This is a genomic window from Paenibacillus sp. TAB_01, from assembly GCF_043945595.1.
In the GTDB taxonomy this organism is placed as follows: Bacteria; Bacillota; Bacilli; order Paenibacillales; family NBRC-103111; genus Paenibacillus_S.
On the sequence record NZ_JBIFNP010000001.1, the window covers coordinates 988,798 to 1,012,254 of the forward strand.

The 23,457-nt window shown below is 54.8% G+C and carries 19 protein-coding genes, 1 pseudogene and 2 riboswitches; of the genes and pseudogenes, 16 read left to right on the forward strand and 4 right to left on the reverse strand.

What is annotated here, in order from left to right; translation table 11 throughout:
• Window positions 1–351 precede the first annotated feature (351 nt).
• Both ACHHV8_RS04865 and ACHHV8_RS04870 read left to right on the forward strand, forming a co-directional pair.
• Window positions 352–2,598, forward strand: coding sequence for a heavy metal translocating P-type ATPase (locus ACHHV8_RS04865; protein WP_395157257.1), 2,247 nt, complete (start codon window positions 352–354; stop codon window positions 2,596–2,598).
• A 46-nt stretch (window positions 2,599–2,644) separates the two neighbouring features.
• Window positions 2,645–3,334, forward strand: a complete 690-nt coding sequence (locus ACHHV8_RS04870; RefSeq protein WP_395157259.1) for a sulfite exporter TauE/SafE family protein — start codon at window positions 2,645–2,647, stop codon at window positions 3,332–3,334.
• Window position 3,335: 1 nt separating this feature from the next.
• Here the strand turns inward: ACHHV8_RS04870 and ACHHV8_RS04875 are convergent, their stop codons facing one another.
• The gene (locus ACHHV8_RS04875; protein WP_395157261.1) at window positions 3,336–3,620 is read right to left on the reverse strand and encodes a FixH family protein; all 285 of its coding nucleotides are present in this window, start codon (window positions 3,618–3,620) and stop codon (window positions 3,336–3,338) included.
• A gap of 463 nt (window positions 3,621–4,083) precedes the next feature.
• On the opposite strand from ACHHV8_RS04875, the gene ACHHV8_RS04880 reads away from it, so the two are divergent.
• From ACHHV8_RS04880 to ACHHV8_RS04920, 9 genes are all read left to right on the forward strand, one after another.
• Window positions 4,084–4,356 (forward strand): DUF1294 domain-containing protein, encoded by a 273-nt coding sequence (locus ACHHV8_RS04880; protein WP_395157263.1) that lies wholly within the window; start codon window positions 4,084–4,086, stop codon window positions 4,354–4,356.
• A 144-nt stretch (window positions 4,357–4,500) separates the two neighbouring features.
• Window positions 4,501–4,599: riboswitch (purine riboswitch) on the forward strand.
• Between the two features lie 112 nt (window positions 4,600–4,711).
• Window positions 4,712–6,034 carry a 5'-deoxyadenosine deaminase gene (locus tag ACHHV8_RS04885; RefSeq protein WP_395157265.1) on the forward strand — a complete coding sequence of 441 codons (1,323 nt, stop codon included), beginning with the start codon at window positions 4,712–4,714 and terminating at the stop codon, window positions 6,032–6,034.
• A 543-nt stretch (window positions 6,035–6,577) separates the two neighbouring features.
• Window positions 6,578–7,633, forward strand: coding sequence for an SIS domain-containing protein (locus ACHHV8_RS04890; protein WP_395157267.1), 1,056 nt, complete (start codon window positions 6,578–6,580; stop codon window positions 7,631–7,633).
• Window positions 7,634–7,671: 38 nt separating this feature from the next.
• Window positions 7,672–8,538: a class II fructose-1,6-bisphosphate aldolase gene (fba, locus tag ACHHV8_RS04895; protein ID WP_395157269.1), complete on the forward strand. Its 867-nt coding sequence runs from the start codon at window positions 7,672–7,674 to the stop codon at window positions 8,536–8,538.
• 11 nt (window positions 8,539–8,549) lie between these two features.
• A complete protein-coding gene (locus ACHHV8_RS04900; protein ID WP_395157271.1) occupies window positions 8,550–9,494 on the forward strand; it encodes a 1-phosphofructokinase family hexose kinase in 945 nt (314 codons plus the stop codon).
• 545 nt (window positions 9,495–10,039) lie between these two features.
• Entirely contained in the window at window positions 10,040–11,053 is a 1,014-nt protein-coding gene (locus ACHHV8_RS04905) for a zinc-binding alcohol dehydrogenase family protein (protein ID WP_395157273.1), read from the forward strand.
• Window positions 11,054–11,292: 239 nt separating this feature from the next.
• Window positions 11,293–12,174, forward strand: a complete 882-nt coding sequence (locus ACHHV8_RS04910; RefSeq protein WP_395157275.1) for an alpha/beta hydrolase family protein — start codon at window positions 11,293–11,295, stop codon at window positions 12,172–12,174.
• Window positions 12,175–12,388: 214 nt separating this feature from the next.
• Window positions 12,389–12,474, forward strand: a riboswitch (cyclic di-GMP riboswitch).
• 96 nt (window positions 12,475–12,570) lie between these two features.
• Window positions 12,571–13,020 carry a chemotaxis protein CheX gene (locus ACHHV8_RS04915; RefSeq protein ID WP_395157277.1) on the forward strand — a complete coding sequence of 150 codons (450 nt, stop codon included), beginning with the start codon at window positions 12,571–12,573 and terminating at the stop codon, window positions 13,018–13,020.
• 124 nt (window positions 13,021–13,144) lie between these two features.
• Window positions 13,145–14,254 carry a sensor histidine kinase gene (locus tag ACHHV8_RS04920; RefSeq protein WP_395157278.1) on the forward strand — a complete coding sequence of 370 codons (1,110 nt, stop codon included), beginning with the start codon at window positions 13,145–13,147 and terminating at the stop codon, window positions 14,252–14,254.
• 161 nt (window positions 14,255–14,415) lie between these two features.
• Here ACHHV8_RS04920 and ACHHV8_RS04925 read toward each other — a convergent pair whose 3' ends face one another.
• The gene (locus ACHHV8_RS04925; protein ID WP_395157279.1) at window positions 14,416–15,297 is read right to left on the reverse strand and encodes a TetR/AcrR family transcriptional regulator; all 882 of its coding nucleotides are present in this window, start codon (window positions 15,295–15,297) and stop codon (window positions 14,416–14,418) included.
• Window positions 15,298–15,601: 304 nt separating this feature from the next.
• Here ACHHV8_RS04925 and ACHHV8_RS04930 point away from each other — a divergent pair, with 304 nt between their 5' ends.
• From ACHHV8_RS04930 to ACHHV8_RS04950, 5 genes are all read left to right on the forward strand, one after another.
• Window positions 15,602–16,075: a GbsR/MarR family transcriptional regulator gene (locus ACHHV8_RS04930; RefSeq protein WP_395157280.1), complete on the forward strand. Its 474-nt coding sequence runs from the start codon at window positions 15,602–15,604 to the stop codon at window positions 16,073–16,075.
• A 48-nt stretch (window positions 16,076–16,123) separates the two neighbouring features.
• Window positions 16,124–19,243: an efflux RND transporter permease subunit gene (locus tag ACHHV8_RS04935; protein WP_395157281.1), complete on the forward strand. Its 3,120-nt coding sequence runs from the start codon at window positions 16,124–16,126 to the stop codon at window positions 19,241–19,243.
• Window positions 19,244–19,271: 28 nt separating this feature from the next.
• Window positions 19,272–20,078: an HlyD family secretion protein gene (locus ACHHV8_RS04940; protein ID WP_395157282.1), complete on the forward strand. Its 807-nt coding sequence runs from the start codon at window positions 19,272–19,274 to the stop codon at window positions 20,076–20,078.
• The gene (locus tag ACHHV8_RS04945; RefSeq protein ID WP_395157283.1) at window positions 19,960–20,523 is read left to right on the forward strand and encodes an efflux RND transporter periplasmic adaptor subunit; all 564 of its coding nucleotides are present in this window, start codon (window positions 19,960–19,962) and stop codon (window positions 20,521–20,523) included. The genes ACHHV8_RS04940 and ACHHV8_RS04945 overlap by 119 nt, the downstream gene beginning before the upstream one ends.
• 246 nt (window positions 20,524–20,769) lie before the next feature.
• Window positions 20,770–21,321, forward strand: a complete 552-nt coding sequence (locus ACHHV8_RS04950) for a glycerol-3-phosphate responsive antiterminator (RefSeq protein ID WP_395157284.1) — start codon at window positions 20,770–20,772, stop codon at window positions 21,319–21,321.
• Window positions 21,322–21,323: 2 nt separating this feature from the next.
• Here the strand turns inward: ACHHV8_RS04950 and ACHHV8_RS04955 are convergent, their stop codons facing one another.
• Window positions 21,324–21,497 carry a hypothetical protein gene (locus ACHHV8_RS04955; protein WP_395157285.1) on the reverse strand — a complete coding sequence of 58 codons (174 nt, stop codon included), beginning with the start codon at window positions 21,495–21,497 and terminating at the stop codon, window positions 21,324–21,326.
• Window positions 21,498–21,603: 106 nt separating this feature from the next.
• Window positions 21,604–23,299: pseudogene (locus ACHHV8_RS04960) on the reverse strand (glycerol-3-phosphate dehydrogenase/oxidase).
• Between the last annotated feature and the right edge of the window lie 158 nt (window positions 23,300–23,457).

Below are 23,457 nucleotides of genomic sequence, written 5' to 3' on the forward strand. Positions count from 1 at the left end.
CACAGGTACGCAATGGTGACGATTGACAACCTCGACCTGGTGAACAACCTCTACAAGCTGTGGATGATAGAAGTTGCGGATGACTTGTCTTGGGGGGTCGCAAATCACTTTGACTGGAGGGCAGCAAAATTGGTGATGTCCATGAGACACTGGAAATCAACTCCTTTCTTTGATGATGTAGTATACGAGACCGTAGACTAGTGCGACTGTTCGTTTGTCATGGGAGGACAAGAATTTATTTTTTTGGGTTAGGCGGATGAATTAGAACGGGCTAGGTATGATTGAGCCGGCCAGTCCATATATTGGAACAGGAGCTACAAATTCAATATATATGGTGATGGAGTGAAGCCAATGAGCGGGCCAACGCCTACAGCAGTCCGGCAAGTCGGAATCAGCATTTCAGGAATGACCTGCGCGGCATGCGCCGCACGCATCGAAAAGGCAGTTGGAAGAATGGATGGAGTGGAGGGGATCAGCGTCAATTTGGCACTGAACACAGCTTCCTTACGGGTGCGTCCCCATCAGATTACTTTCGAGCAGATTGAGCATAAAATCGAGCAGCTGGGTTATTCGGCGCAGGTGCACAGGGATAACGGCGAGGAGGATAAAACGACGGACCGGCTGGGCACGGGCATCACGGGCTGGATGGCGTTTGTATCGATGCTGCTGACCCTGCCGTTTATATGGTCCATGATGGAGCATCATTCGCTGACCTCTTCCTGGTGGGTACCGGATTTGCTGTCGAATCCCTGGTTTCAGCTGACGCTGGCTACGATTGCCCAGTTTGCCATCGGGCAGCCCTTTTACCGCGGAGCTTACTATGCATTGAAAAGCGGCAGCGCGAATATGGATGTACTGGTCGTGATGGGAACATCGTCGGCTTATTTTTACAGCCATTATTTGATGTTCCATGGAGGGGCTTCCGGGGAGGTTGCGCACCATGGCGGGTCGGGCGCCGCACCGCTTTATTTTGACGCGAGCGTTATGATCTTCACGATTGTATGGCTGGGCAAATGGCTGGAGGCGATTTCGAAGAGACGCACGCTGGTCAGCTTGAAACGGCTGCAGGAGCTGCGGCCGGAGACGGCCTATGTGGTGAGGGAGGAGAAGGAAGTGAAGGTCCCCTTCCATGAGGTGCGGGAAGGGGATACGCTGGTCATCCGCCCGGGAGACCAGATTCCGGCTGACGGAACGGTGCTGGAAGGATATGCGGCCGTTAACGAATCAATGATCAGCGGCGAAAGCGTGCCGGTCGATAAACAGCCCGGAGACGGGGTCACGAGCGGAACGATCAATCTGAATGGAGTATTGATGGTCCGCGCTGCCCGTGTCGGCCACCAGTCGACGGTTGCCCGGATGATCCGGCTGATGGAAGAAGCGCAGGCCGCCAAGCCGCCGATTCAACGGATGGCGGACCGGATCTCGGCGGTTTTCGTTCCCGTCATTATTGTCGTGGCCATAGCCACTTTTGCCGCATGGTATGGGATCGTAGAGCCGGGAGCCATAGGCGGAGCGCTGGAAAAGGCGATCGCGGTACTGCTGATTGCCTGCCCTTGTGCGCTGGGGCTGGCGACGCCGACCTCGATTCTGGTAGGCTCGGGCAGGGCGGCGCAATCGGGCATTCTATTCAAGGAGGGACGGCAGCTCGAAGTGCTGCCCGGCACGGAAGTAGTGCTGCTCGATAAGACAGGGACGCTGACGGCCGGCAAGCCGAGCTGGGTTGATGCCGTCGCCGCTAAAGGCACGGTGACGGGACTGCTCCGGACCGTCTCCGGCGCAGAGCAGCACGCGGAGCATCCGCTCGGAAGAGCGATCGTGCAGGAGGCGCTGAACCGCGGCCTGACGCTGCCTGATGGCGAGCGGTTCGAGGCTGTTCCGGGCAGAGGGATTCAGGCGACCGTCGAGGGCCGCCGCGTCCAGGTCGGCAGCCGGCGGTGGCTGCAGGACAGCGGCGCTGCGGGCGTGCCCGAAGGGGCGGGGCTCAGCAGGCTGGAGCGGTGGGAGCAGGAGGGCTGCACCGTCGTGCATGCCGCTGTCGACGGACAATGGTACGGGGCCATCGCCCTGCGGGACACGCTGAAGCCTGCGGCGCGCAAAGCGGTGCGGCAGCTGAAGGCGATGGGCATGGAGGTCAGAATGGTGACCGGGGACCACAGCCGGACGGCGAGAACGATTGCCAAGCAGGCGGGGCTGGAGCAGTTTGCGGCGGAGGTGCAGCCGGAAGGAAAGGTTGCGATCGTGCAGCAGCTGCAGAGGGACGGGAAGAAGGTGACGATGGTCGGCGACGGCATCAACGATGCGCCAGCGCTCGCGGCAGCCGATGTCGGCATTTCTATCGCGCGGGGCACGGATATCGCCAAGTCTGCGGCGGATGTCGTGCTGCTGCAGGGCGACTTGACGGGCATCGTCCGCGCGATCCGGATCAGCCGGAGCACGATGCGGGTCATCCGGCAAAATTTGATGTTCTCGTTATTTTATAACGCGCTTGCCATACCGCTGGCCGTCATTGGCTATCTGGCTCCGTGGATGGCTTGTACGGCCATGGCGCTGAGCTCCGTAACCGTCATCTGCAACGCTTTGCGGCTGCAGAAGGCCTGACGGCAGGGCGACAGCTGAAACGGCGGTGCAGCGCGAAGGAAGGAGCATGGTGTATGATAAGCAGCGACGCCTTGATGCTTGCCGCGCTGACCGGCATTCTGGGAGCGCCGCACTGCATCGGCATGTGCGGGGTACCGTCAGCGGCTTTGCGCTGAACGCCGATATCGGCGCATGGCGCGCGGTGACGGCCTATAATCTGGGACGGGTGACGACGTATACGGGGCTCGGCCTGCTGATGGGCACCGTCGGCTCGTTCGTTGATGTGGCGGGAAAGCTCGCGGGCGTTCAGGGCATTGCCAGTATAGCGGGTGGCCTGCTCATTCTGCTGTGGGTGTTCCGCAAATATGCGCTGCCGCTTGCCGGCTGGGGACCGCTGCGGATTCCGCGGCTGCGGCGCTGGTCGGAGAGACTTCGCTCACGCAAGGACGGAGCCGCCGTCTACTTAAGCGGCATTCTGCTCGGCTTCATTCCGTGCGGCATGACCTACGCCATGCAGATGAACGCCGCTGCAAGCGGTCAGGCTTGGAGCGGCGCTCTGCTGATGGCGGTATTCGGCTTGTCGACCTTGCCGGCCTTGTATTTCGCCGGCCTGTTCGCCGGCGTCATCAAGCGAACCCTGCGCCGGCACGTGCTGAAGATCGGACAAATGGTGGCCATCTGGATCGGCATGGTGTCGATTTTGCGCGGGATGGCCGCTAACGGATGGATACCGAGCATTCATCCTTGGCTGTGGTAGCTTAGCGCACCGAAAGGAAAGCGTGCTCGACGGTATAGGTTTGCCCGTTCAATGCAACAGTCACTTCGGCGGAGGAGCGTCCGGCCATCAGAGGGATGCCTTCCCCGCGATAGACGCCGGGTTCGACCTCTTCGGCGTGGGCTGTGCTGATGCCGCAGAACATATCGGGCATCGAGATGGCGATATTCACTTGCGCTCCGCTGACCGGCGTACGGTTAGCCTCTTGGACGGAGATGGTGAAGGTATTCGGCTTCAGCACCTTGGCTTCAGGGGACGCCATTTGCACCTGAAGCGTGTACGGGCCGGTGGTGGCAACGGTGGAAGGGGCATACTGCTCGGAGGAAGCCTTGCGGGTGACGGACCAGGGCGGCGCACAGCGCTACGCAGACAATCACCAGCACATAGATGAACATACTGTTTCTGCTCATGCACGATCGACCTTCTTTCGTGTCGGATCCGATTCTCTTATAAATATGTCGATTTATACTGAAAAAAGACCATGAGATACGGGAAGACCGTGGATCCTAGACGCGAGCTGCAGCACAGTGCGGCAGGTTGTCTGTCGAAACTCCAACGGGGACAGCGATGCCTAAGGGCTGGGGAGAACCATGGAGCTTAGCCGGTACGGCAGCAGCTAATAGCGGCAGTTAATGCAGCAGGTGCGCCTTCCACGCAAAACAGGTACAATAATAGAACCGGATAGCAATTCAATCCGTGAATGTTGGAACTGGGTGCGGGAGGCGTCGGCATTGCGTATTTTTATTACATACCTTGTGATTATGAACATCATCAGCTTCTGCTTGATGGCTTACGATAAGTCGCAAGCGGGGAAGCGAAAGCGAAGAATACCGGAGAAAAGGCTGTTCGGCTACGCTGCCTGCGGAGGGGCGCTTGGCGCTTGGATCGGCATGTACACCTGGAGGCACAAAACGAAGCATACGTCCTTCATCCTCGGTATGCCTGCGCTGCTGGTTGTCAATGCGGTTCTCATTTATTGGATCGTCAAGGGGCTTCAAGCCTGATATTATTGTAATATCCAAAAGGCGAATATTCTTTTTATATTTACCATTATCGTTCGGTTATTGTAGGGGGATTGAATGTAAAAAGGGAATAATCGTCATTTGTTCGAGCTTTTTGTTGACGCAGCGGCTTTGGATACGTTAAGATAAAAACAACTTTCATACATTCGTATATCCTCGATAATCGGATTGAGGCTCTCTAGAAGGAACCGTGAATTCCTAACTACGAATGACAAAAGCATCCTTTTGTCATTTCGTCGTTAGGATTTTTTGCGTACGGAAGGAAACAATCAGGAGAAGGCTGTACCGGTTCGTCGAAACGAGCAATTGTAAAAAATGATGGTGAGGGAGTGGGAGCATGGCAACGACACTGATTCGAAATGCTTGCATTGTCACGATGAATGCCGATCTGGACGTTTTCTCAGGGGAGGTGCTGCTTGAGGACGACCGCATTTCCCAAGTGGGCGCGAAGCTGGATGTAACTGCGGACACGGTCATCGACGCAGGAGGAAAGGTGCTGCTGCCGGGCTTCGTGCAGACGCATATTCATCTGTGTCAAACGCTGTTTCGCGGCCGGGCCGACGATTTGGAGCTGCTCGACTGGCTGCGCAAAAAAATATGGCCGCTGGAGGCGGCGCATGACGAGGAATCGATATACTATTCCGCGCTGCTCGGCATCGGCGAGCTGATCCGCAGCGGCACGACGACGATTCTCGATATGGAGACGGTCCGCCATACGGATTTCGCCTTCCAGGCTATGGCTCAGAGCGGAATCCGCGCCATCTCCGGCAAGGTGATGATCGACCACGGCGACAATGTGCCGTCCATTCTGTATGAGGAGACGGCCGCTTCCTTGAAGGAGTCCGAGGCGCTGCTGAACAAGTGGCACGGCTACGACAGCGGCAGGCTGCAGTATGCTTTCTGCCCCCGATTTGTCGTATCTTGCACCGAGGAGCTGCTGACAGGCGTCCGCGATCTCTCCAAGCAGTATAACGTGCTTGTGCATACCCACGCCTCCGAGAACCGGGGCGAAATCGAGCTGGTCGAGCTGGAGCGCAAGATGCGCAACGTGAAATATCTCGATCATATCGGCTTGGCCTCGCCGAATCTGGTGCTCGCGCACTGCGTCTGGCTGGATGAAGAGGAGAAAGAAATCATCCGCGAGCGCGGGGTTAAGGTGACCCACTGTCCCGGCTCGAACATGAAGCTGGCCTCCGGTCTCGCCGAAATACCGGATCTGCTGGGCCGTCACATTCATGTTGGTATCGGCGCCGACGGGGCTCCCTGCAACAACAACCTGGATATGTTCCAGGAAATGCGCCTGACCGCCTATATCCAAAAGGTTCAGCACGGCCCGACGGTGATGAATGCCCGTTCTGTGCTTCGGCTGGCCACCATCGGCGGCGCTGAGGTGCTCGGGCTCGACCATGAGATCGGAAGCATCGAGCCGGGCAAAAAGGCGGATCTGCAGCTGCTCGACTTGTACGATTTTCATGCCTACCCTTCGTTCGATGTCGATCTGTTCTCGCGCATCGTTTACTCCGCAACCCGCGGGGATGTCGATACGGTATTCATTGACGGCAAAATCGTGATGGAGAACAAAACTGTAAAAACCATGGATAAGGACCTCGTGCTTAGAGAGTCCGACCGGGCGATTCAAAGGCTTCTGGCACGTATTTAAACAGCACATACCTAGAAAGTGCTTCCCATGACTTGACCGGGAGGATGGCCTGCCTTCATGCCATTCTCTCCTTAGGCCAGGAGTGGAGCACTTTCGATAAGATAAGAATTCGAATTTGGGAGTCACGGGAGTGACTCTTTTTTGATGACATGCCTGAACTTGCGGGCGGAAATAAAGCAGCAGGTTTGGGGAACGAGCCACGGGTATGTGAGAGGTGTCTAGATCGCTCTAGAGAAGTAGAAGGCAGCACAAAGTAGAACAGAAGAGAGAATGGATATGGGGTGGAAAAGCGATAGCGTCCGCCTTTGAAATTCGTGTCGCTCCTGCTAAGTATCCATTCAAATGACACGAATTTCAACAGCGGTTGTAACCCCATATCCATTCTCTCCTGTGCTCAGACAGTTGGGTTACATGGAGGCCCATATTTTTTTCATACCATAGCCTGAATGGAATGCGCAATCGCTCCCAATGTCAGAATAAAATGATTGAAAAAATCAAAATAATGACGTAAAATTTCATTATATCCAGGAGAGGAGCTATTCCATGACGAAATTCGGTCAGTTTACGTATCCTGAAATATCCGCCCAAGCGGACGCTCTGCAGGCAGCATGGGCACAGCTGGAGCGGCAGCAGGATTGGATTCAATCCTACTTGCTGAATCCCGCTTATGATGAAATCATTTTTATCGGATCGGGCTCATCCTACTATCAAGCGTTGTCCATGGCTTCCACCTGCCGTGCATGGCTTGGCAAAAGCGCCTCCGCGTATCCTTCGTCAGAGCTGTTTCTGTTCCGAAGCCAGGCGATGACGGATCAGCGCCGTTACCTGGTGATCGGCGTATCCCGTTCGGGAGAATCGTCCGAGGTTATTCTGGCGCTGGAATCGCTGCGCGATGTGCCGAATGCTGACATGGCAGGCATCAGCTGCTATGAGGACAGCAGGCTCGCGCAGCTGGCGCCGTGCCTGATCTCGCCGCTCGGGAAAGAAAAAAGCACGGTAATGACGAAATCGTTCAGCAGCATGACGTTTATGATGCAGGCGGCGATTGCCAAAGCGGCAGAGAACGAAGAGCGGATCCGCGAGATGGAGCGGGTGATGAAAGCGGACGAGGATGTGGTTAGCCGGTCGGATGCGTTTATCCGGAAGCTGGTCGACGGTCATGATTTCAATAAATACATTTACTTGGGCATGGGTACGGCCTACGGCATTTCGCTTGAAGCCTGCCTGAAAGTGAAGGAAATGTCTTATGTGTGGACTGAAGCGTACGGCACGCTGGAATTCCGCCATGGCCCCAAATCGGTCGTCGAGCCGGGAACGCTTGTGTGTCTGCTGCTGTCCGAGCAGGCTCGCTCCTATGAGCTCAAGGCAGCCAAGGAGATGCAGGAATACGGCGCGTTCGTGCTGCTGTTGACCGCGCGCGAAGGGGAAGACACGGCGTTTGCCGACGCGGTGCTCGATATCGGTGGAGCGGACTTGTCCGATGACGCGCGCAGCGTTCTCTACTTGCCCGCCCTGCAATATTTGGGTTATTACACGGCCATGAAGCGCGGGGTCAACCCGGATACGCCGCGTAATTTGACGCAGGTTGTTATTATTTAATTCATCTACTTATCACCGGAAGCTCGGAGGTTAACGATATGCCCTTAGTATCATCTACCCCTTTACTGGAAGCGGCCAGAGCGCAAGGTTACGGCATCGCCGCATTTAACATTCATACGCTGGAAATGCTCCAAGCGGTCGTCGAGGCGGCTGAGGAAACGCAGTCGCCGCTCATTCTGCAATCGACCGTAGGTACCGTGAAGCATCTGGGCGCCGACTATATCGCAGCTGCGGCCCAAACGGCTGCAGCCCGCGTCCGGGTACCGATTGCGCTTCATCTGGACCACTGTACGGATTTCGATACGATTATTCAATGCATCCGGGCAGGCTATACGTCCGTGATGATTGACGCCTCGATGCATCCATTCGAGGAGAACGTCAGGCAGACCCGCCGGGTTGTGGACATTGCCAAGGCGGTCGGCGTCAATGTGGAAGCCGAGCTGGGCAAGGTCGGCGGCGTCGAGGACGAGATCGTGGTAGCCGAGCACGAAGCGCTGATGGCCGACCCGGACGAGTGCGTCCGGTTCGTGGAGCTGACGGGCGTGCCTACACTGGCTCCGGCTATCGGCACGGCTCACGGCATTTACAAAGGGGAGCCGAAAATCGATTTCGACCGGATCGCGCGGATTGCCGGCAAGCTTTCGCTCCCCTTGGTGCTTCACGGCGGCTCCGGCATTCCCGAGGAGCAGGTAAAAAGATGTATCTCGCTTGGCATGGCGAAGATGAATATTGCGACGGAAATCCGGATCGTCTTTTCCGACGCGATCAAGAGCGTATTTGCCGAGCATCCTGCGGAGAACGATCCCCGCAAATATATGATTCCGGCCAAACAGGCCGTAAAGGCGGCCGCAATGGATAAAATGCGGATGGCCGGCTGTGCCGGCAGGGCTTCGGACTGGAAGTGAGCGGACGAACAATGATTACGACCGTTACCTTGAATGCGGCTATCGATAAGACGTATTATTTGCCCCGTTTTCCATTGGGGCATGTATCCAGGGTGAACAACCTCTATGCCGAGCCGGGAGGCAAAGGGATTAACGTCGCCCGCGTGGTTCACCAGCTAGGCTGCCCGGTTGTTGCGACCGGCTTTCTGGGAGGGAGCAACGGGGACTGGATCCGTAAAGGGCTGGACCGTCAAGGACTTCGACACGATTTTGTAAGCGTTGAAGGAGAGTCCCGGCTTTGCCTGAACATGATCGATGAAGCGACCGGCGTCTCTACGGAGGTGCTGGAGCCCGGGCCTGTCATATCGGCCAAGGAAATGAGCAGGCTGGCGGATACGGTATACCGTCTGGCCTGCAGGTCATCGGTCGTCTGCTTCAGCGGCAGTCTCCCTCGGGGAGTCCCGGACGATTATTATGCGCAGCTGATCACGCTGGCGAAGGCGGCGGGAGCGCTGGCCTTTCTCGATACAAGCGGCTCTGCGCTGAGGCATGCGGTCGATGCGGCTCCGTATTTCATCAAGCCGAATGAGGACGAAATGGCGCAGCTGACAGGTCAGGCGCGGGAAGCCGGTGCCCCTTGGGCTGCGGAGGATACGCAGCTGGACACGCTGCACGAGAAGGGGATTGAGCTGATCAGCGTCACGCTGGGAGCCAAAGGATCACACAGCTCTTACGGGGGCAAACGGTATACTGCTCTTTCACCGCAGGTGCAGCCGGTGAATACAGTAGGGTGCGGAGATGCGTATACAGCCGGTATGGCGGTTGCGACCCTGCGCAAGCAGCCGCTCGAGGCATGCCTTGCCTACGCTGCGGCGGCAGGCTCGGCCAATGCGCTGACGGCCCGTGCCGGTTATGTGGACCCGCAGGATGTAGAGCAGCTGCTTGGGCAGGTCGTTGTAAGGGAAGAGCCGCACTAGACACTAGCGGAGTGCGGCGGAATGAAGATGAATCGGCCAAGGCAGGAGCCGAGGGCGCTAAAGAAACGGGCGGAGCGTACGCAACCGTACTGCAGCAGCGTAAGCGTTCGCCTGTGTCCTAGAAGCTCAACCCGATTCAAAGCGAGGGGATCATCGGTTGGTTGAGCCTCAAGGACAACAGTTGCGCGCTTGCAAAGCCGTCAGACAGGCTTCGTAAGCTTAAGCCTGGAAGCAGGTATTGTGCGCGCAGCGATGTTTTTTAACAGCCAGGTGCAGAAGCCCTGGCTGTTTCTTTTTTCACTCCCGCCTCTCCGACGTTCTCGGATCTTAAGTGCGCACTGCGGGGCAGCCAAGTCCGGGTCTTTTGCCGCCTGCTGCTTAAGCCGGTCCCTTGAAGAGGGAGACATCGGACAAATAGTTAGGGCAGGAGGAAAACATCCGAAGCTTATTTTAGATACGGGAAGGAAACCGCTTTCTAAATAGAGAATCCATAGTAAGAGAAATTCCATCCTTTTATCCTACTTTGAAAAGAGGCGACCTGATTCATGAGAACGATCGTGTGTGAAGAGCCGAACCGCTTTGCTTTAAAAGAAACGGATATGCCTGCGGCGGCGGAAGGGGAAGCGCTGGTGCGGATTCGCCGCATCGGCATTTGCGGCACGGATTTGCATGCTTACCGCGGCAATCAGCCGTTTTTTGAATACCCGCGTATTCTTGGGCATGAGCTTGCAGGTGAAATTGTGGAGATCGGCAGCAACAGCCGGGGGTTGAAGGCGGGCGATCCGGTAGCGGTTTTGCCGTATCTGGAATGCGGACGCTGCATCGCCTGCCGGTCGGGCAAAACGAACTGCTGCACGCAGATGAAAGTGCTCGGCGTCCATCAGGATGGCGGCATGCGGGAGTATATAGCGGTGCCCGCCGATCATCTGCTGAAAGCGGAGGGCTTGGGACTGGAGCAGACGGCTATCGTCGAATGCTTGAGCATCGGGGCTCATGCGGTACGCCGGGCAGCGATTACTCCAGGCGAATTCGCGCTTGTGATCGGAGCGGGGCCGATCGGACTCGGCGTCATGAAGTTCGCCAAGCTGGCGGGCGCTCGGGTCATCGCGCTCGATATGAATGAGGGCCGGCTTGAGTACTGCAGGGAATGGGCGCCTGCCGACTACACGGTGAATGTAAAGAACGATCCGTTGAAGGAAATCGAAGCGATCACCGGCGGTGATTTGCCGACGGTGGTATTCGATGCAACAGGCAATGCCAAATCGATGGAAAGCTCCTTCCAATATGTATCGCATGGCGGTCGGCTGGTTTTCGTAGGGCTGGTGAAGGCCGATCTATCCTTTCACGATCCGGAGTTCCACAAGCGTGAGCTTACCCTGATGAGCAGCCGGAATGCGACAATTGTTGATTTCGAGCATGTGATCGACAGTCTGCGCAGCGGACACATCGATACGGATTCATTTATTACCCACCGCGTCGGCTTCGAGGACATGATCGGCTCGTATGAAGCCTGGCTGAAGCCGGAAACCGGAGTCATCAAAGCGATGGTGGAGCTGTAAAAGCACGCATCCGCATCAGTATCAGCATCAGTATATGGCGGCGGCCATTTCAAGCTGCGAGCCGGCCGGGCGGTGAAGCCCTTCCGGCTTGCGGCTTTGTTTGCATGCCCTCTCATAAACCGAAGCCTCTGCAGCAAGATTAAAGCCTGCGGCTCGGAGTATGGTACAATGAATTTATTCCTATTAAACTTATCAGGTTCATCGTAATTACTCATTTAATTGAGAGGGAGTGGTACTGTATGAGTACACATGAGGCGGAAATGATTCAGGAGCCTTTCATTCGGGAAGCGGGGCAGCTGCCGTCGGGAGAACCGCTTTATATCCGCGGAGAGATCGTGACCCTTGCCGGCTCGGGAGAAGCATCGGGAGCTGTACGCCGGCCGGTGCTGGTCATCTGCCACGGCTTTAAGGGTTTTAAGGATTGGGGATTCTTTCCGTATGCCACCCGGCGGTTTGCGGAGGCGGGCTTTTATACGGTCACGTTTAATTTTTCCTGCAACGGCGTCGCCGAAACGGATTTCGATGAGCTGGACAAGTTCGCGCTGAATACTTATTCGCGGGAGCAGCAGGATCTTACATATCTGCTTCACGCCCTAGGCATCGGGGAGCTGCCTCGTTCCGAGCAGGCTGATGCCGGGAAGATATGCTTGCTCGGCCACAGCCGCGGAGGGGGCAGCAGCATCGTTTATGCCGCGGACCATCCCAATGAGATTAGCGCCGTGGTAACCTGGAACGGCATCGCCAAAGCGGATTTGTTCGACGATGCGTTCAAGGAGCAGATAGCCGAACAGGGCGTTGCCTATGTAGCGAATGCAAGGACCGGACAGCAGATGCCGATTCGCGCTTCCTTCTACGAGGACTTGAAGGAGCAGGGCGAGCGGTTCGATATCGTCAAGCGGCTCGCCGGGCTGGAGCTTCCCGTGCTGCAGGTGCAGGGAGACCAGGATTCGCCCCGCTTGCGGGAAGGCTTTGAAGCGCTGCGCCTGGGAGCGCCGCAGCACGGCATCGCCTTGATCCAGGCGGGAAACCATACCTTCGGGGCGGTACACCCGTTTGCTTCGACAACACCGCAGCTGGAGGAAGCGATCCGCGTGACGCTGGAATTTTTGAAGCGCAGCTAGAACCGGAAGGTCGCCGCTCGAGTCATGCATCCGGGACTCCGCAGACAGGTATCCGGACGGAAGAGCTATGTGAAGCGGTAAGGATGGCGCGACCTCCGATGGATATCCTTGGGCGGATAGTCACGCATTTTACGTACGGTCGGCGTGAAAATCAGTACTATTTTATCAGATTGTGTGGTACAATGGTTCCGAACTTTATTATTCCAATGTGAGAAATCGATAATGGCAAACCTGTTGAAAGGCAGGGACGCAAAGCTGCGGGCCTAAGGGGGCAATCCCTACGGCAGCCGAGCCGCCGAAAGCTGCGCTCATATTCTAGGTTAGCTAGAACAGGACTGCTCATTTCGGGCAGTCCTTTTTTTGATATACATTTATTTTGCAAAGGGGTTGTATGATGTGCAGGCCAGTCTGGTCAATCCGTTCCTGTCTTCCTCGATTCATGTTATCGAGACCTTGATTCAAATCAAACCTTCGGTCGGTCAATTAAGCGTTCAAAAGATCGACTATCTCCACCATTATATATGGTTCAAAATCGGTATTATCGGTTCCTTGAACAAGGATATTTTGTTCGGTTTTCCGGAAACCGTCGCTTTCCGGATGGTGTCGGGCATGATGGGCGGATATCCTATAACGGAATTCGACGAAATGTGTCAGAGCGCCGTAGGGGAGCTTGGCAATATGATTAGCGGGAATGCCAGCGCGATCTTGTATCAGCAGGGCATCGAGGTGGACATTACGCCGCCCCATCTGGTTCAACAGACAGGGTATACCTGGGGGGAAAAGGTATTCAGCATCCCGCTGACGATTGACACCATCGGACAATTTCACATCTACATTTCGACATAAAACGCGCTTCTCATAGGCCGTAAGTTTGAGTAAAACAAGCATAGTAGAGCATTGTTCCCAGTATTCGGATATGCTATGTTTAAAAACAGAGATATGCATCCTATTTACGGGCAGGTTTTTAGCGATGAAGATAGAGCCACGACTGATGGAACTCAGGGACAACAAAGCGAATTTGATCAATTATTGGATTGAACAATTCAATGATCAGTTTGTGGATAGATTTGAATACGGCATTTTATACAAACAGGGCGAGGCTTTGTTCGAATTCTTTATCGATCTGCTTAAGCCGGCGGAGGAACATCCGATCCAGTGGAAGGTCGATGAATGGTGCAGGATTTATAATGAGATGAATGTACATATCATTCATATTATTACCGGCGCGCACTTGTGGAGAAAGACGTTCCTGGAAGCGGGAAGCGATCTGGTGTCGCTTGAGCTGTACCGGGAGATCAGCTACCGGATCGACCAGTTCGAGCGGGTGCTGTGCGAGTGCTACTGGAACCAGGCCGTATCCGCGATGCGGGAGAAGGATCAGGCCATTCACGCTCTGCATGACGACCGGATTAACCTGGTCGGGAAAATGGCGGCCAGCATGGCGCATGAAATCCGCAACCCTTTGACAGCGATTAAAGGCTTCCTGAAGCTGCTCAGTACGGGAATCCAGCATGCCGATTCGAATAAAGGGCAGACCTATATTCAATACATAGAAAATGAACTGAACCACATTCATATGCAGGTGACCGGGTTCTTAAGCTTCTCCAAGCGGCCTATTATGGAAGAGGAGCTAGCCGTGCTTCCGCTCAAGCCGACGCTGGAATACAGCTTATCCCTTCTGGGACCGCGATTGATTAATGAGAATGTCGAGCTGACCGTTTCCGTTCCCTCGGATCTGTACGTCCGGGTACAGAAGCTGGCGTTTCAGCAGGTGCTGTCCAATTTGATTAATAATGGCATCGATGCCCTTTCCGATATGAAGAGCAATAAAAAAATGCACATTTCATGCTTCGAGGATCAGCAGCAGGTGCATATTCATATCAGCAATAACGGTCCGCGGATTCCGGAAAGCATTTCCGGCACGATCTTCGCCCCGTTCGTCACGAACAAATCGGACGGGACCGGTCTGGGCCTTGCCATCTGCAAGCAGATCATGACCAAAAACAACGGCGACATCACATTTACGAGCAACGAGCATGCTACGACATTTATGCTCTCCTTCGAAAAAAACGCGTCCTGAGGCACGAGACAGGCGTCGCTTGCACATCGAAGGACAGGAACATGAGCAGGAGACGGGCGGTACGGCCGGCGCATGAAAATATAAAAAGTTAGAAGCCATGCCTTCCGATAAAGGGAAAGCATGGCTTCTTTTTTTCATCAGCAGGCGGACCGGGAGGCCGCTTATCCTTTGCACAGCTTGCCTGCGACCGATTCGATCGTGTCGCAGAGCGGAGGGTAAGGCTCGCTCAGGCTTTGCAGGTAGGTGTACATGCCTTGAATAATGACATCGTTAGGATGATCCTTAGCGAATTCGGCATCGAGAGCCTGGAGAGCCAGCAGCATGGACTGCGAGGCTTGAGGATCCGTTACATGATCTCTAACCGCCTGCTTCACCTGCTCCATGAAGGTGTGCAGAGATGCGTCTTCCGTCAAGGCTGCGGGCTGCTGGAAGATGTAGGACGCCTCAAGCAGCGGACCTTGTTTTTTGCTCAGAATGCCTTGAGCGAGATCATCCAGCCGTTCGACCAGATAGACGGAAAGCTGTTCAATATCAAGCGGATGATGGTAGCAAATATAGTAGAAGAAGTACTCCTTCAGCATGCCGTTCAGCATTGCGGACAGGTCTATGGCATGAGCTTCGACGGCCGGGCCGTACAATTCGACGATTTTCGTTTGAAACCAGGCCAGCCCGGCGAGATTCTGCTCGAAGCAGAACTGCTGAATCGCTTCGTTCTGCGTAAACAGCATGCCTTTGACCTGCATGTTCAAGAAATCTTTATTTTCCATAACCAGCTTGCACTGCAGCGTAATGGCCTGCACGAGCAGCTCCTTGGTTGTAAGCGCTTGATCCTGCGACGCCTGATGCAGCTGTTCAAAGTAGGAGTGGAAGTAATGCTTGAAGATCGAAATAATGAGCTCTTCCTTGGAATGAAAATGAAGGTAGAAGGAGCCTTTGGATACCCCGGCCAACGAAACGATATCCTGAATGGATGTATTATGGTAATCCCGTTCTCCGAAGAGCTTGATTGCCGCTTGAATGAGCAGCATTTTTTTATCGTTCAAACCGTTTCACTTCCCTAATAGGCAATGGGCAAACGCTGGAATATAAAGCTACCGTCATTGTAACGTCCGCCAACTTTGAAGTCAAGGATGTGACTGACCGGTCAGTTTTGAAGGAAAACTTAATTTTAATCATAAAATAGATTGAATAATTACTAAATATTGTTTATATTCTTATTTGGAATGACCGGTCAGTTTGAAACCGTCAGGGGATCGTTAACGTAATTCTTTATGATTTGAAAGCTGTAGTAGCGAGGAGTGTGTCATGAATGCCATGCATAGAACGGTCTTAGACATAAGGGAGGAGATGAGTCACCATCTGTCTCTCCTCTTCGAAAACGACGGGTACAGTCCGCTTGTAGGCAAAATATTCGCCGTGCTGTTGTTTGCGCCGGAGCCTGTAAGCCTGCGGGAGCTGGCGGATGGATTGGGCGTCAGCAAAGCCGCTGTGAGCGTCCAGATTCGGAGCATGGGCCGCAATGCGCTGTGCCGCAAGTTACATAAGGGGAACGACCGCAAGGATTATTACTACCTTTCGGACGATATCAGCTTGAAGGTGATTCAGTCCGTATCGCAGAAACTGCTGGCAGGCCAGCAGATGATTCATACCGCTCTGGAAGCTATCAACAGCTTATGCCGGGTCGAACCCGAAGAGCTGGCCGCACGGGATATCGTCAAGCTGCGCATGACGGAGCTGTCGGCTATGTATGACCTGTCGGCCTGCAGGCTCAAAGGGCTGGAGAACGAATGGGCGCTTCGGACCAAGGGCGGTTACAAGTAGAAAGGGAGCTTCGCAATCCAGGAAGCCAAGTAACGGAGGAGTCAAGAGATGAATAAGTTAACGAATTTTTCATTAAAAAATATCGCGGCCATTCTTATTATCAGCTTCCTCTTGTTTGCTGCCGGCGGTTTTGCGGCATCAACACTGAAGCAGGAGAATATGCCGGATATTTCGCTTCCGGTTGTATTCGTGAGTACTACCTACCCGGCGCCTCCCAAAGATGTGATGGAGGATGTGACCAAGAAGCTGGAGAAGCGGATCGTGGGGATCGAGGGTCTGAAGAAAATTTCGTCCACATCCAACGATAATTTCTCGGCGATTACCGTCGAGCTGGTCAATGGACGCAGTCCGGACGACGCCAAGGACGATATCGAAAGCGTTCTGGCCGACGTCGAGCTTCCTTCCAATGCAGGGAAGCCCAAGGTGTCCAAGTTCGGCAGTAACGATTTCCCTGTATTTTTCGCTGCCCTCTCGGGAGGCAACGGCATGAATCAGGAGGAATTGAACCGGATCTATAAAGATACCATTGAACCGACCTTGAGCGGGATGAAAGGGATCGACCATGTGGATTCGGTCGGCGAAGAGGAAGCGACGCTGGAGCTTAAGCTGAACCTCAATGCCATCAATAACTACGGGCTGACGCCTGCACAAGTGTCGCAGAGCATCAAGTCCGCCTTGGCGACAAGCCCGGCAGGGAACGTCAAGTTTGGCGGCAACGATCAGATGGTCCGCGTCGAGAGCGATCTGAACACGATCTACAACCTGGAGAATATGAAGATCAACACGCCCGGCGGGGAAACCGTGCTGTTGAAGCAGATCAGCAAGGTAGAGGCGATCTCGGATTCGGAATTTATCGCCCGGTTGAACGATCAGCCTACAATCGGCATTACGCTGTATAAAGGGAAAGATGCGAACACGGTCGAATTCGCCAATGAAGTCAACCGGTTGATGGCCGGATGGGAGAAAGATTTCCCGAATCTGAAATTTACCCCGGTGTACAATTCGGCGACGGAAGTCGAGAAGTCGGTACACGGGATGCTGAAGGAAGGCATTACCGGAGCTATTCTTGCAGCCGTTATGATTTTATTGTTCCTAAGAAATATTCGGATGACTTTGATCGTTTTAGTCTCGATTCCTTTGTCGATCCTGACCACGCTGGCGGTTATGCTGCCGCTCGATATTACCTTGAACGTCATGACCCTGGGCGGGTTAACGATTGCGGTAGGCCGGGTTGTGGACGATAGTATCGTCGTAATCGAGAATATTTACAGTGAGCTGCAAAGAGCGCAGGAGCGCAACGAATCGGTGATCAAGCTGGCTACCTCCAGGGTCGCTTCCGCCATTACCTCCTCGACGCTGACGACAGCAGGGGTCTTTTTACCGATTGCGTTCGTCGGCGGGGTGCTTGGGGATATATTCAGACCGTTTGCCATCACGCTGGTTGTGGCTCTGCTGATGTCCTTGCTGGTGGCGCTCACGGTGATTCCGATGCTTGCCAAGCTGCTTGTTCTGAACAACAATAACATCAAGCACCATGATGAAGAAAAGCTCGGCAAATTTGCAGGCTCTTATAAAAAGATTTTGTCCTGGTCGCTGGACAACCCGAAGAAGGTTGTGGCGGCAGCCTTTCTCGTTCTCGTCGTTTCCGTAGGGGGGACGGTTCCGTTTCTCGCTGCCTCCTTTATGCCGGAGAGCGCGTCGGACCGTCAGATTATGTTTACCTTGAAGCTGCCTCGCGAAACTTCGATGGAGGCCATGGACGAGAAAATGAAAGAAATCGAAGGCATGCTCAGAGAGTCCAAGGATCCTCAAGGTGGTCCGGCTTTCGAGTATTACGAGTCGATGGTCGGTTATGACCAGAATAATACGAGCGGTGAGCGTGTGCCGTACCGGAGCATGATGATGACCTCGGTCTCGCCGAATTTGAGGCCTAAGGACGCGGCGAAGGAATATAAAGATAAGATTTTATATATGCTGCCCAAAGGCTCCGAGGTGGAGGGCATGCTTATGTCCGAAGCGATGGGCGGCACCGGTGAGGATTTTGCCTATGTTCTCAAAGGGGACGATCTGAACCAGCTGACAACGGCTGCAGAGCTGCTGAAAGAAAAAATGAAAGAATTTCCCGAGCTGCAGGAAATCAAGGATAATTTGAGTGAAAAGAAAATGCAGGTTCAGGTCGGCGTGGATCAGAACAAGGCTCGTCTGTACGGGCTCTCTTCCGCGGATATTACGAACACGGTAAGAGTATGGCTCGCTGAAGAAGAAATCGGCGACCTCAAGTTCGATAATGTCACCTTTAAGACGAAGGTTATGCTGGACGACGAATTTAAAGATTCGGTCGATAAAATCGGGCGGTTTCAGCTGAAGACGACTGCGGGTCAAAGCATCAACCTGAACGAAATCGCGAAGATTCGCCAGGTCGACGCTCCGGCTTCCATCTCCCGTGAGAATCAGGAGCAGATGGTGAAGATAACTGCCAAAATCGACAGTAAAGATAAGGGCGGCGTCAGCACCAAAGTAGGCGAAGCGCTGAAAACTGTAGAGCTGCCAAGCGGTATCCGTACCCAGGTTCAAGGGGTCAGCGACGATATTCAGGAAAGCTTCGGGCAAATGGCGATAGCGATGGTGGCGGCAGTACTGCTCGTTTATCTGATTATGGTCATCGCCTTCGGCAATGCGAGCGCGCCGTTCGTTATTTTGTTCTCCCTGCCGTTGGCTGCTATCGGGGGCTTCCTGGGACTTCTGATTGCGGGAGAATCCCTCAATATTACTTCGCTGATCGGTTTCCTCATGCTGATCGGTGTCGTCGTCACCAACGCGATCGTATTGATCGACCGCGTGCAGCAGCTGGAGGAAGACGGTCTGTCCGTAAGGGATGCTCTGATTCAAGCGGGTTTGAGCCGGCTTCGTCCTATCATCATGACGGCCGGAGCGACGATCGTTTCGCTCCTTCCGCTGGGACTCGGATTGTCGGAGGGCACGCTGATTTCCAAAGGGCTTGCCGTCGTAGTTATCGGGGGGCTGACGACTTCAACGGTATTGACCCTGGTGGTTGTGCCGGTCATTTATGAGATCATCTCAGGCATGAAGCGTTGGGTGAGCAGCCGTCTATTCAAGAAAAAGAAAGGACCGGAGCGAATACGGCTCCCGCTGCCCACTAATCTATAAGAAACAATCGATAAAGGAGAATCGGAACATGAATTTGAGATGGAGCCAATCGATGCATAGAAGCACCAAAGTCCTGGGGGCGGTCGTCCTGAGCGCGGCATTGTTTGCGGGATGCACCTCGAAGCCTGCAGACAATGCGGCTCAGACGGCCGAACCGCAGCTGAAAACCGTCAAGGTTGCCCCTATCCAGAAGAGCAAAATCAGCGATCCGCTGGAGCAGGTTGCCGACGTGGTCTCGTCCATTCAGATCGATGTGATCACTAAAACGGGCGGCGACGTCATGGAAATTGTCAAGAAGCGCGGCGATATGGTAGAGAAGGGCGATGTCATTCTGCGTCTGGATCCTACGGATGTACAGATTCAGAAGGAAAAGACGCAAATCGGCCTGAGCGGCTCCCAGCAGCAGCTGGTTAAAGCGAAGCAGGATTTGGAGGACAGCAAGCTGGAGCTGCAGAACGGGATCAAAAAGCTGGAGCTGTCCATCTCTGAAGCCCAGAAAACTTACAGCAAGATGCATAACGACTATGACCAGGGGCTTGTGACCAAGTACCAGCTGGAGCAGACGGAAACCCAGTTAAGCAACCTGAAGCTGGATTTGGAGAACAGCCGCAATAAGCTGAAAACGCTGGAGACAACCAATTCGCTGGCGCAGCTGGAGCAGGGCATGCAGACAGCGGCCGTTTCCTTAAAGGAAATCGAACCGTACCCTGGAAAATATGGAGGTCAAGGCTCCGGTCAGCGGCGTGCTGACGGATTTGCCCGTAGAGGCGGGCATGACGGTGACGACGGGCTTCAAGGCGGCACAGGTGCAGCAGCTCGACCCGATCAAAATTAAGGCGGAGCTGACGGAAGAAGCAGCGGGCCTGATTCGGGGCAAACAGGAGCTGGCCTTCTATATTCCGGGGCAGACGGATAAGCTGAAGGGCAAGGTCAATTACTTGGCGGATGTCACCAGCGCGCAGTCCAAATCGTATTCCTTGGAGCTGGAAGTGGCGAATGCGGACCGCAAGCTGAAGCCCGGCATGAAGGCGCAAATTTTACTGACCGAAGAACAGGATGAGGTCGTGACGGCTGTTCCGTCCTTAAGCGTAGTCCGTGAAGGCGGCGAAACGTTCGTATTCGTCCTTGCAGGCGACCAGGCGGAACGCCGCAAGGTAGAGCTGGGACGGTTGAACGATACGATGCAGGAGGTGTTGTCCGGCGTTAAGGAAGGCGAGCAGCTTATCGTATCCGGCCAGCATCAGCTCAAGGACAAGGAAAAGGTGCAGGTGGCCAATTAATTGGCCGCCGGAGGCTTCATGAATTGGAAAAAGTATGCGAATGCGAATCGGTGTCAGCGGCATTCTAAGCCAGTTCGCGGATTGCAACAGCGGCCGGAGGAAGATACGCCTCCGGAGTGCCATACGAATGTAAGAGCTGCTCGACAAGCTTGCCCGGTCTCCTGGAGAGAGCCGGGCTTTTTTCTTGTGTAAAGAAGGCTTCCCCGTTATGATGGAAGGACATATGGAAATAAAGGGGAGAGCGAAGTGGATTTTTTCGGACAAAGAGTGCTTCCGGCCGTAAGGAAGATGCGGGAAATGGAGGTGCTAGTCAAGAGCCATTTTCAGTATCTTGTGCTGCTCGATAGCCATATTTCCCAGCTGGCCAGCATCGTTCAGTTAGCCCGCGCTCATCAGAAAAAGCTGCTGGTGCATGCGGATTTGATTCACGGGCTAAAAAACGACGAATACGCGATCGAATTTCTGTGTCAGTCAATCCGTCCGGCGGGCATCATTTCGACCAAGAGCACGGCCATTGCGACAGCCAAAAAAAATAAAGTGCTGGCGATCCAACGGCATTTCCTGTTAGATACGACGGCACTGGAGATGACTTATAAAATTACGGAGAAAATGCAGCCGGATTACATCGAGGTACTGCCCGGCGTCATGCCGCACATTATTGCCGAGATGACGGAGCAGCTCGGCATCCCGATCCTCGCAGGCGGCTTGATCCGCACCGTGGATGAGGTCGAGATGGCTCTGCAGGCCGGGGCCGTCGCGGTTACCACCTCGCGCAAGGATATTTGGAACCACTACTAGCATCAGCTGCGCAGCCTAGCGATGCATTCCGGCGGAGACGCTTGCATGCAGGTGCTGCCCTCTTCAGGAAAGGGCCGGCGGCTGGCTTCGGCATCGTCCGCGGCTTGAAAAGCAGGCTGTCCTCTCGAAAAAGCCGCTTTTGATTTTGCAGTTCCCGTTTCTAGCTGAATATACATAACAAGACGCCTCCAAAAATCCGCTTATGTCGCGGATTTGGAGGCGTCTTGCAAATGGACGGGTTCCGTCGCTGCCGCCCTTGCGGGACAGCCTGTCTTGCTGGCCTTAGGCGTGGCGGGCCAGAGGCTTCTCCGGAGCGCCCAGCGGCTCCGTAGCGTCGTGAAGCTGTACTTCCAGCGCCTCGCTGTGCCGTCTTGTTTCGGCTTCGCTCCAGCCGAACCGCTTCGCCATATATGCGATGACCGGCTCTTTCCAGCGATCGACGGAGTGAATGTCAAAGTACAGCGCGCCGGTACGGCGGATGAAAAAGTCCAGCGGCGTCGCCGTCATTTCCGCCTCGATGCTATACAGCAGCGAAGCGAACCAGACGCCGGGCAGCCCGTGCTGCAGCGCTTCCTTCTGATGCGACGCATACAGCTCCAGCACACGGTTCACGTTGGAGCCGTAGCGCTGCACTAGCGACAAGGCTTCGGCTTCGTTCAAGCCGGCGCGTTGGCCTGCACGCACCTTCTCCTGCACGAAGGCGGTGAAGCCCTTTGAGCCGCCGACATCGCCGCCGGACAGCTTGACCCGGTCGGTGGAGCAGGCAGGATACGGCGCACGGCCCTGCTGCTGGAGCTGGCCGGCAACCAGGTCGACGATGCGCTCGGCCATCTTCCGGTAGCCGGTCAGCTTGCCGCCGGCAATCGTGATCAGGCCGGAGGGAGCGACGAAAATTTCATCTTTACGCGACAGCTCGGAAGGGGACTTGCCGTCCTCGTGAATGAGCGGACGCAGACCCGACCAGCTGGATTCGACGTCATCCGGCGTAAGCTGAAGCGTCGGGAACATGAAGTTGGCCGCCCGTAAGATATAATCGCGGTCGCTCCTGGGTCATGCGCGGATGAGTGATATCTCCGGTATAGTTCGTGTCGGTCGTGCCGATATACGTTTTGCCGTTGCGCGGAATCGCGAAAACCATGCGTCCGTCCGGGGTATCGAAGTAAATCGCCTGCTTGAGAGGGAAACGCTTGCCGTCGAGCACGAGATGGACCCCTTTGGTCAGATGCAGACGCTTGCCCTGCTTAGAGCCGTCGATTTCGCGAATCGTATCGACCCACGGTCATGCAGCGTTTACGATTTTTTTGGCGAAAATTTCGAAGGCTTCTCCGCTCAGCTGATCGATGACCTTCACTCCGATAAGAGCCCCTTTGCTGTCATACAGCAAATCCGCCGCCTTGGCGTAGTTGACGGCTTTCACGCCGCGCCGCACCGCTTCCTTCATCGTCTCGATCGTCAATCTCGCATCATCGGTCCGGTACTCGACGTAGTAGCCTCCGCCTTTCAGCTTATCCTTGCGGAGCAGCGGCTCCCTGCGCAGCGTTTCTTCCAGCGACAGCATGATGCGGCGCTCCTTTTTGCGGACTCCGGCCAGGAAATCATAGACGAGCAGGCCGACCGACGTCGCCAGCTTTCCGTATGTACCTCCCTCGATAATAGGCAGCAGCATCCATTCCGGGGTGGTGACATGCGGCGCATTCTCATATACGATGGCCCGTTCTTTACCGACCTCGGCCACCAGCTTGAACTCCAGCTGCTTCAAATACCGCAGGCCGCCGTGAATCAGCTTGGTGGAGCGGCTGGAAGTCCCTGCGCCGAAATCCTGCATTTCGATCAAGCCCGTATTCAAGCCGCGCGTCCGGGCGTCGAGCGCAATGCCCGCTCCGGTAATGCCCCCGCCGATGACAAGCAGGTCCAACGCCTGCGCCGCCATTTCCTGCAAATAAACGGAACGCTGTTCCGAAGAAAAATTGTTTGTCATTTCGATCCACCCGTTTCTCTTTGTATTGTGTGAAAGTACGCAAAAAAGACCGTTAACAATACCGTACGGACGGCCTGCTCGGCGCGTGTACAGCTTGTTACGGTCTACTCTTCTTCTCTGACCTGCATATTAACTTGTGCATTGTTTCATGTACTGCT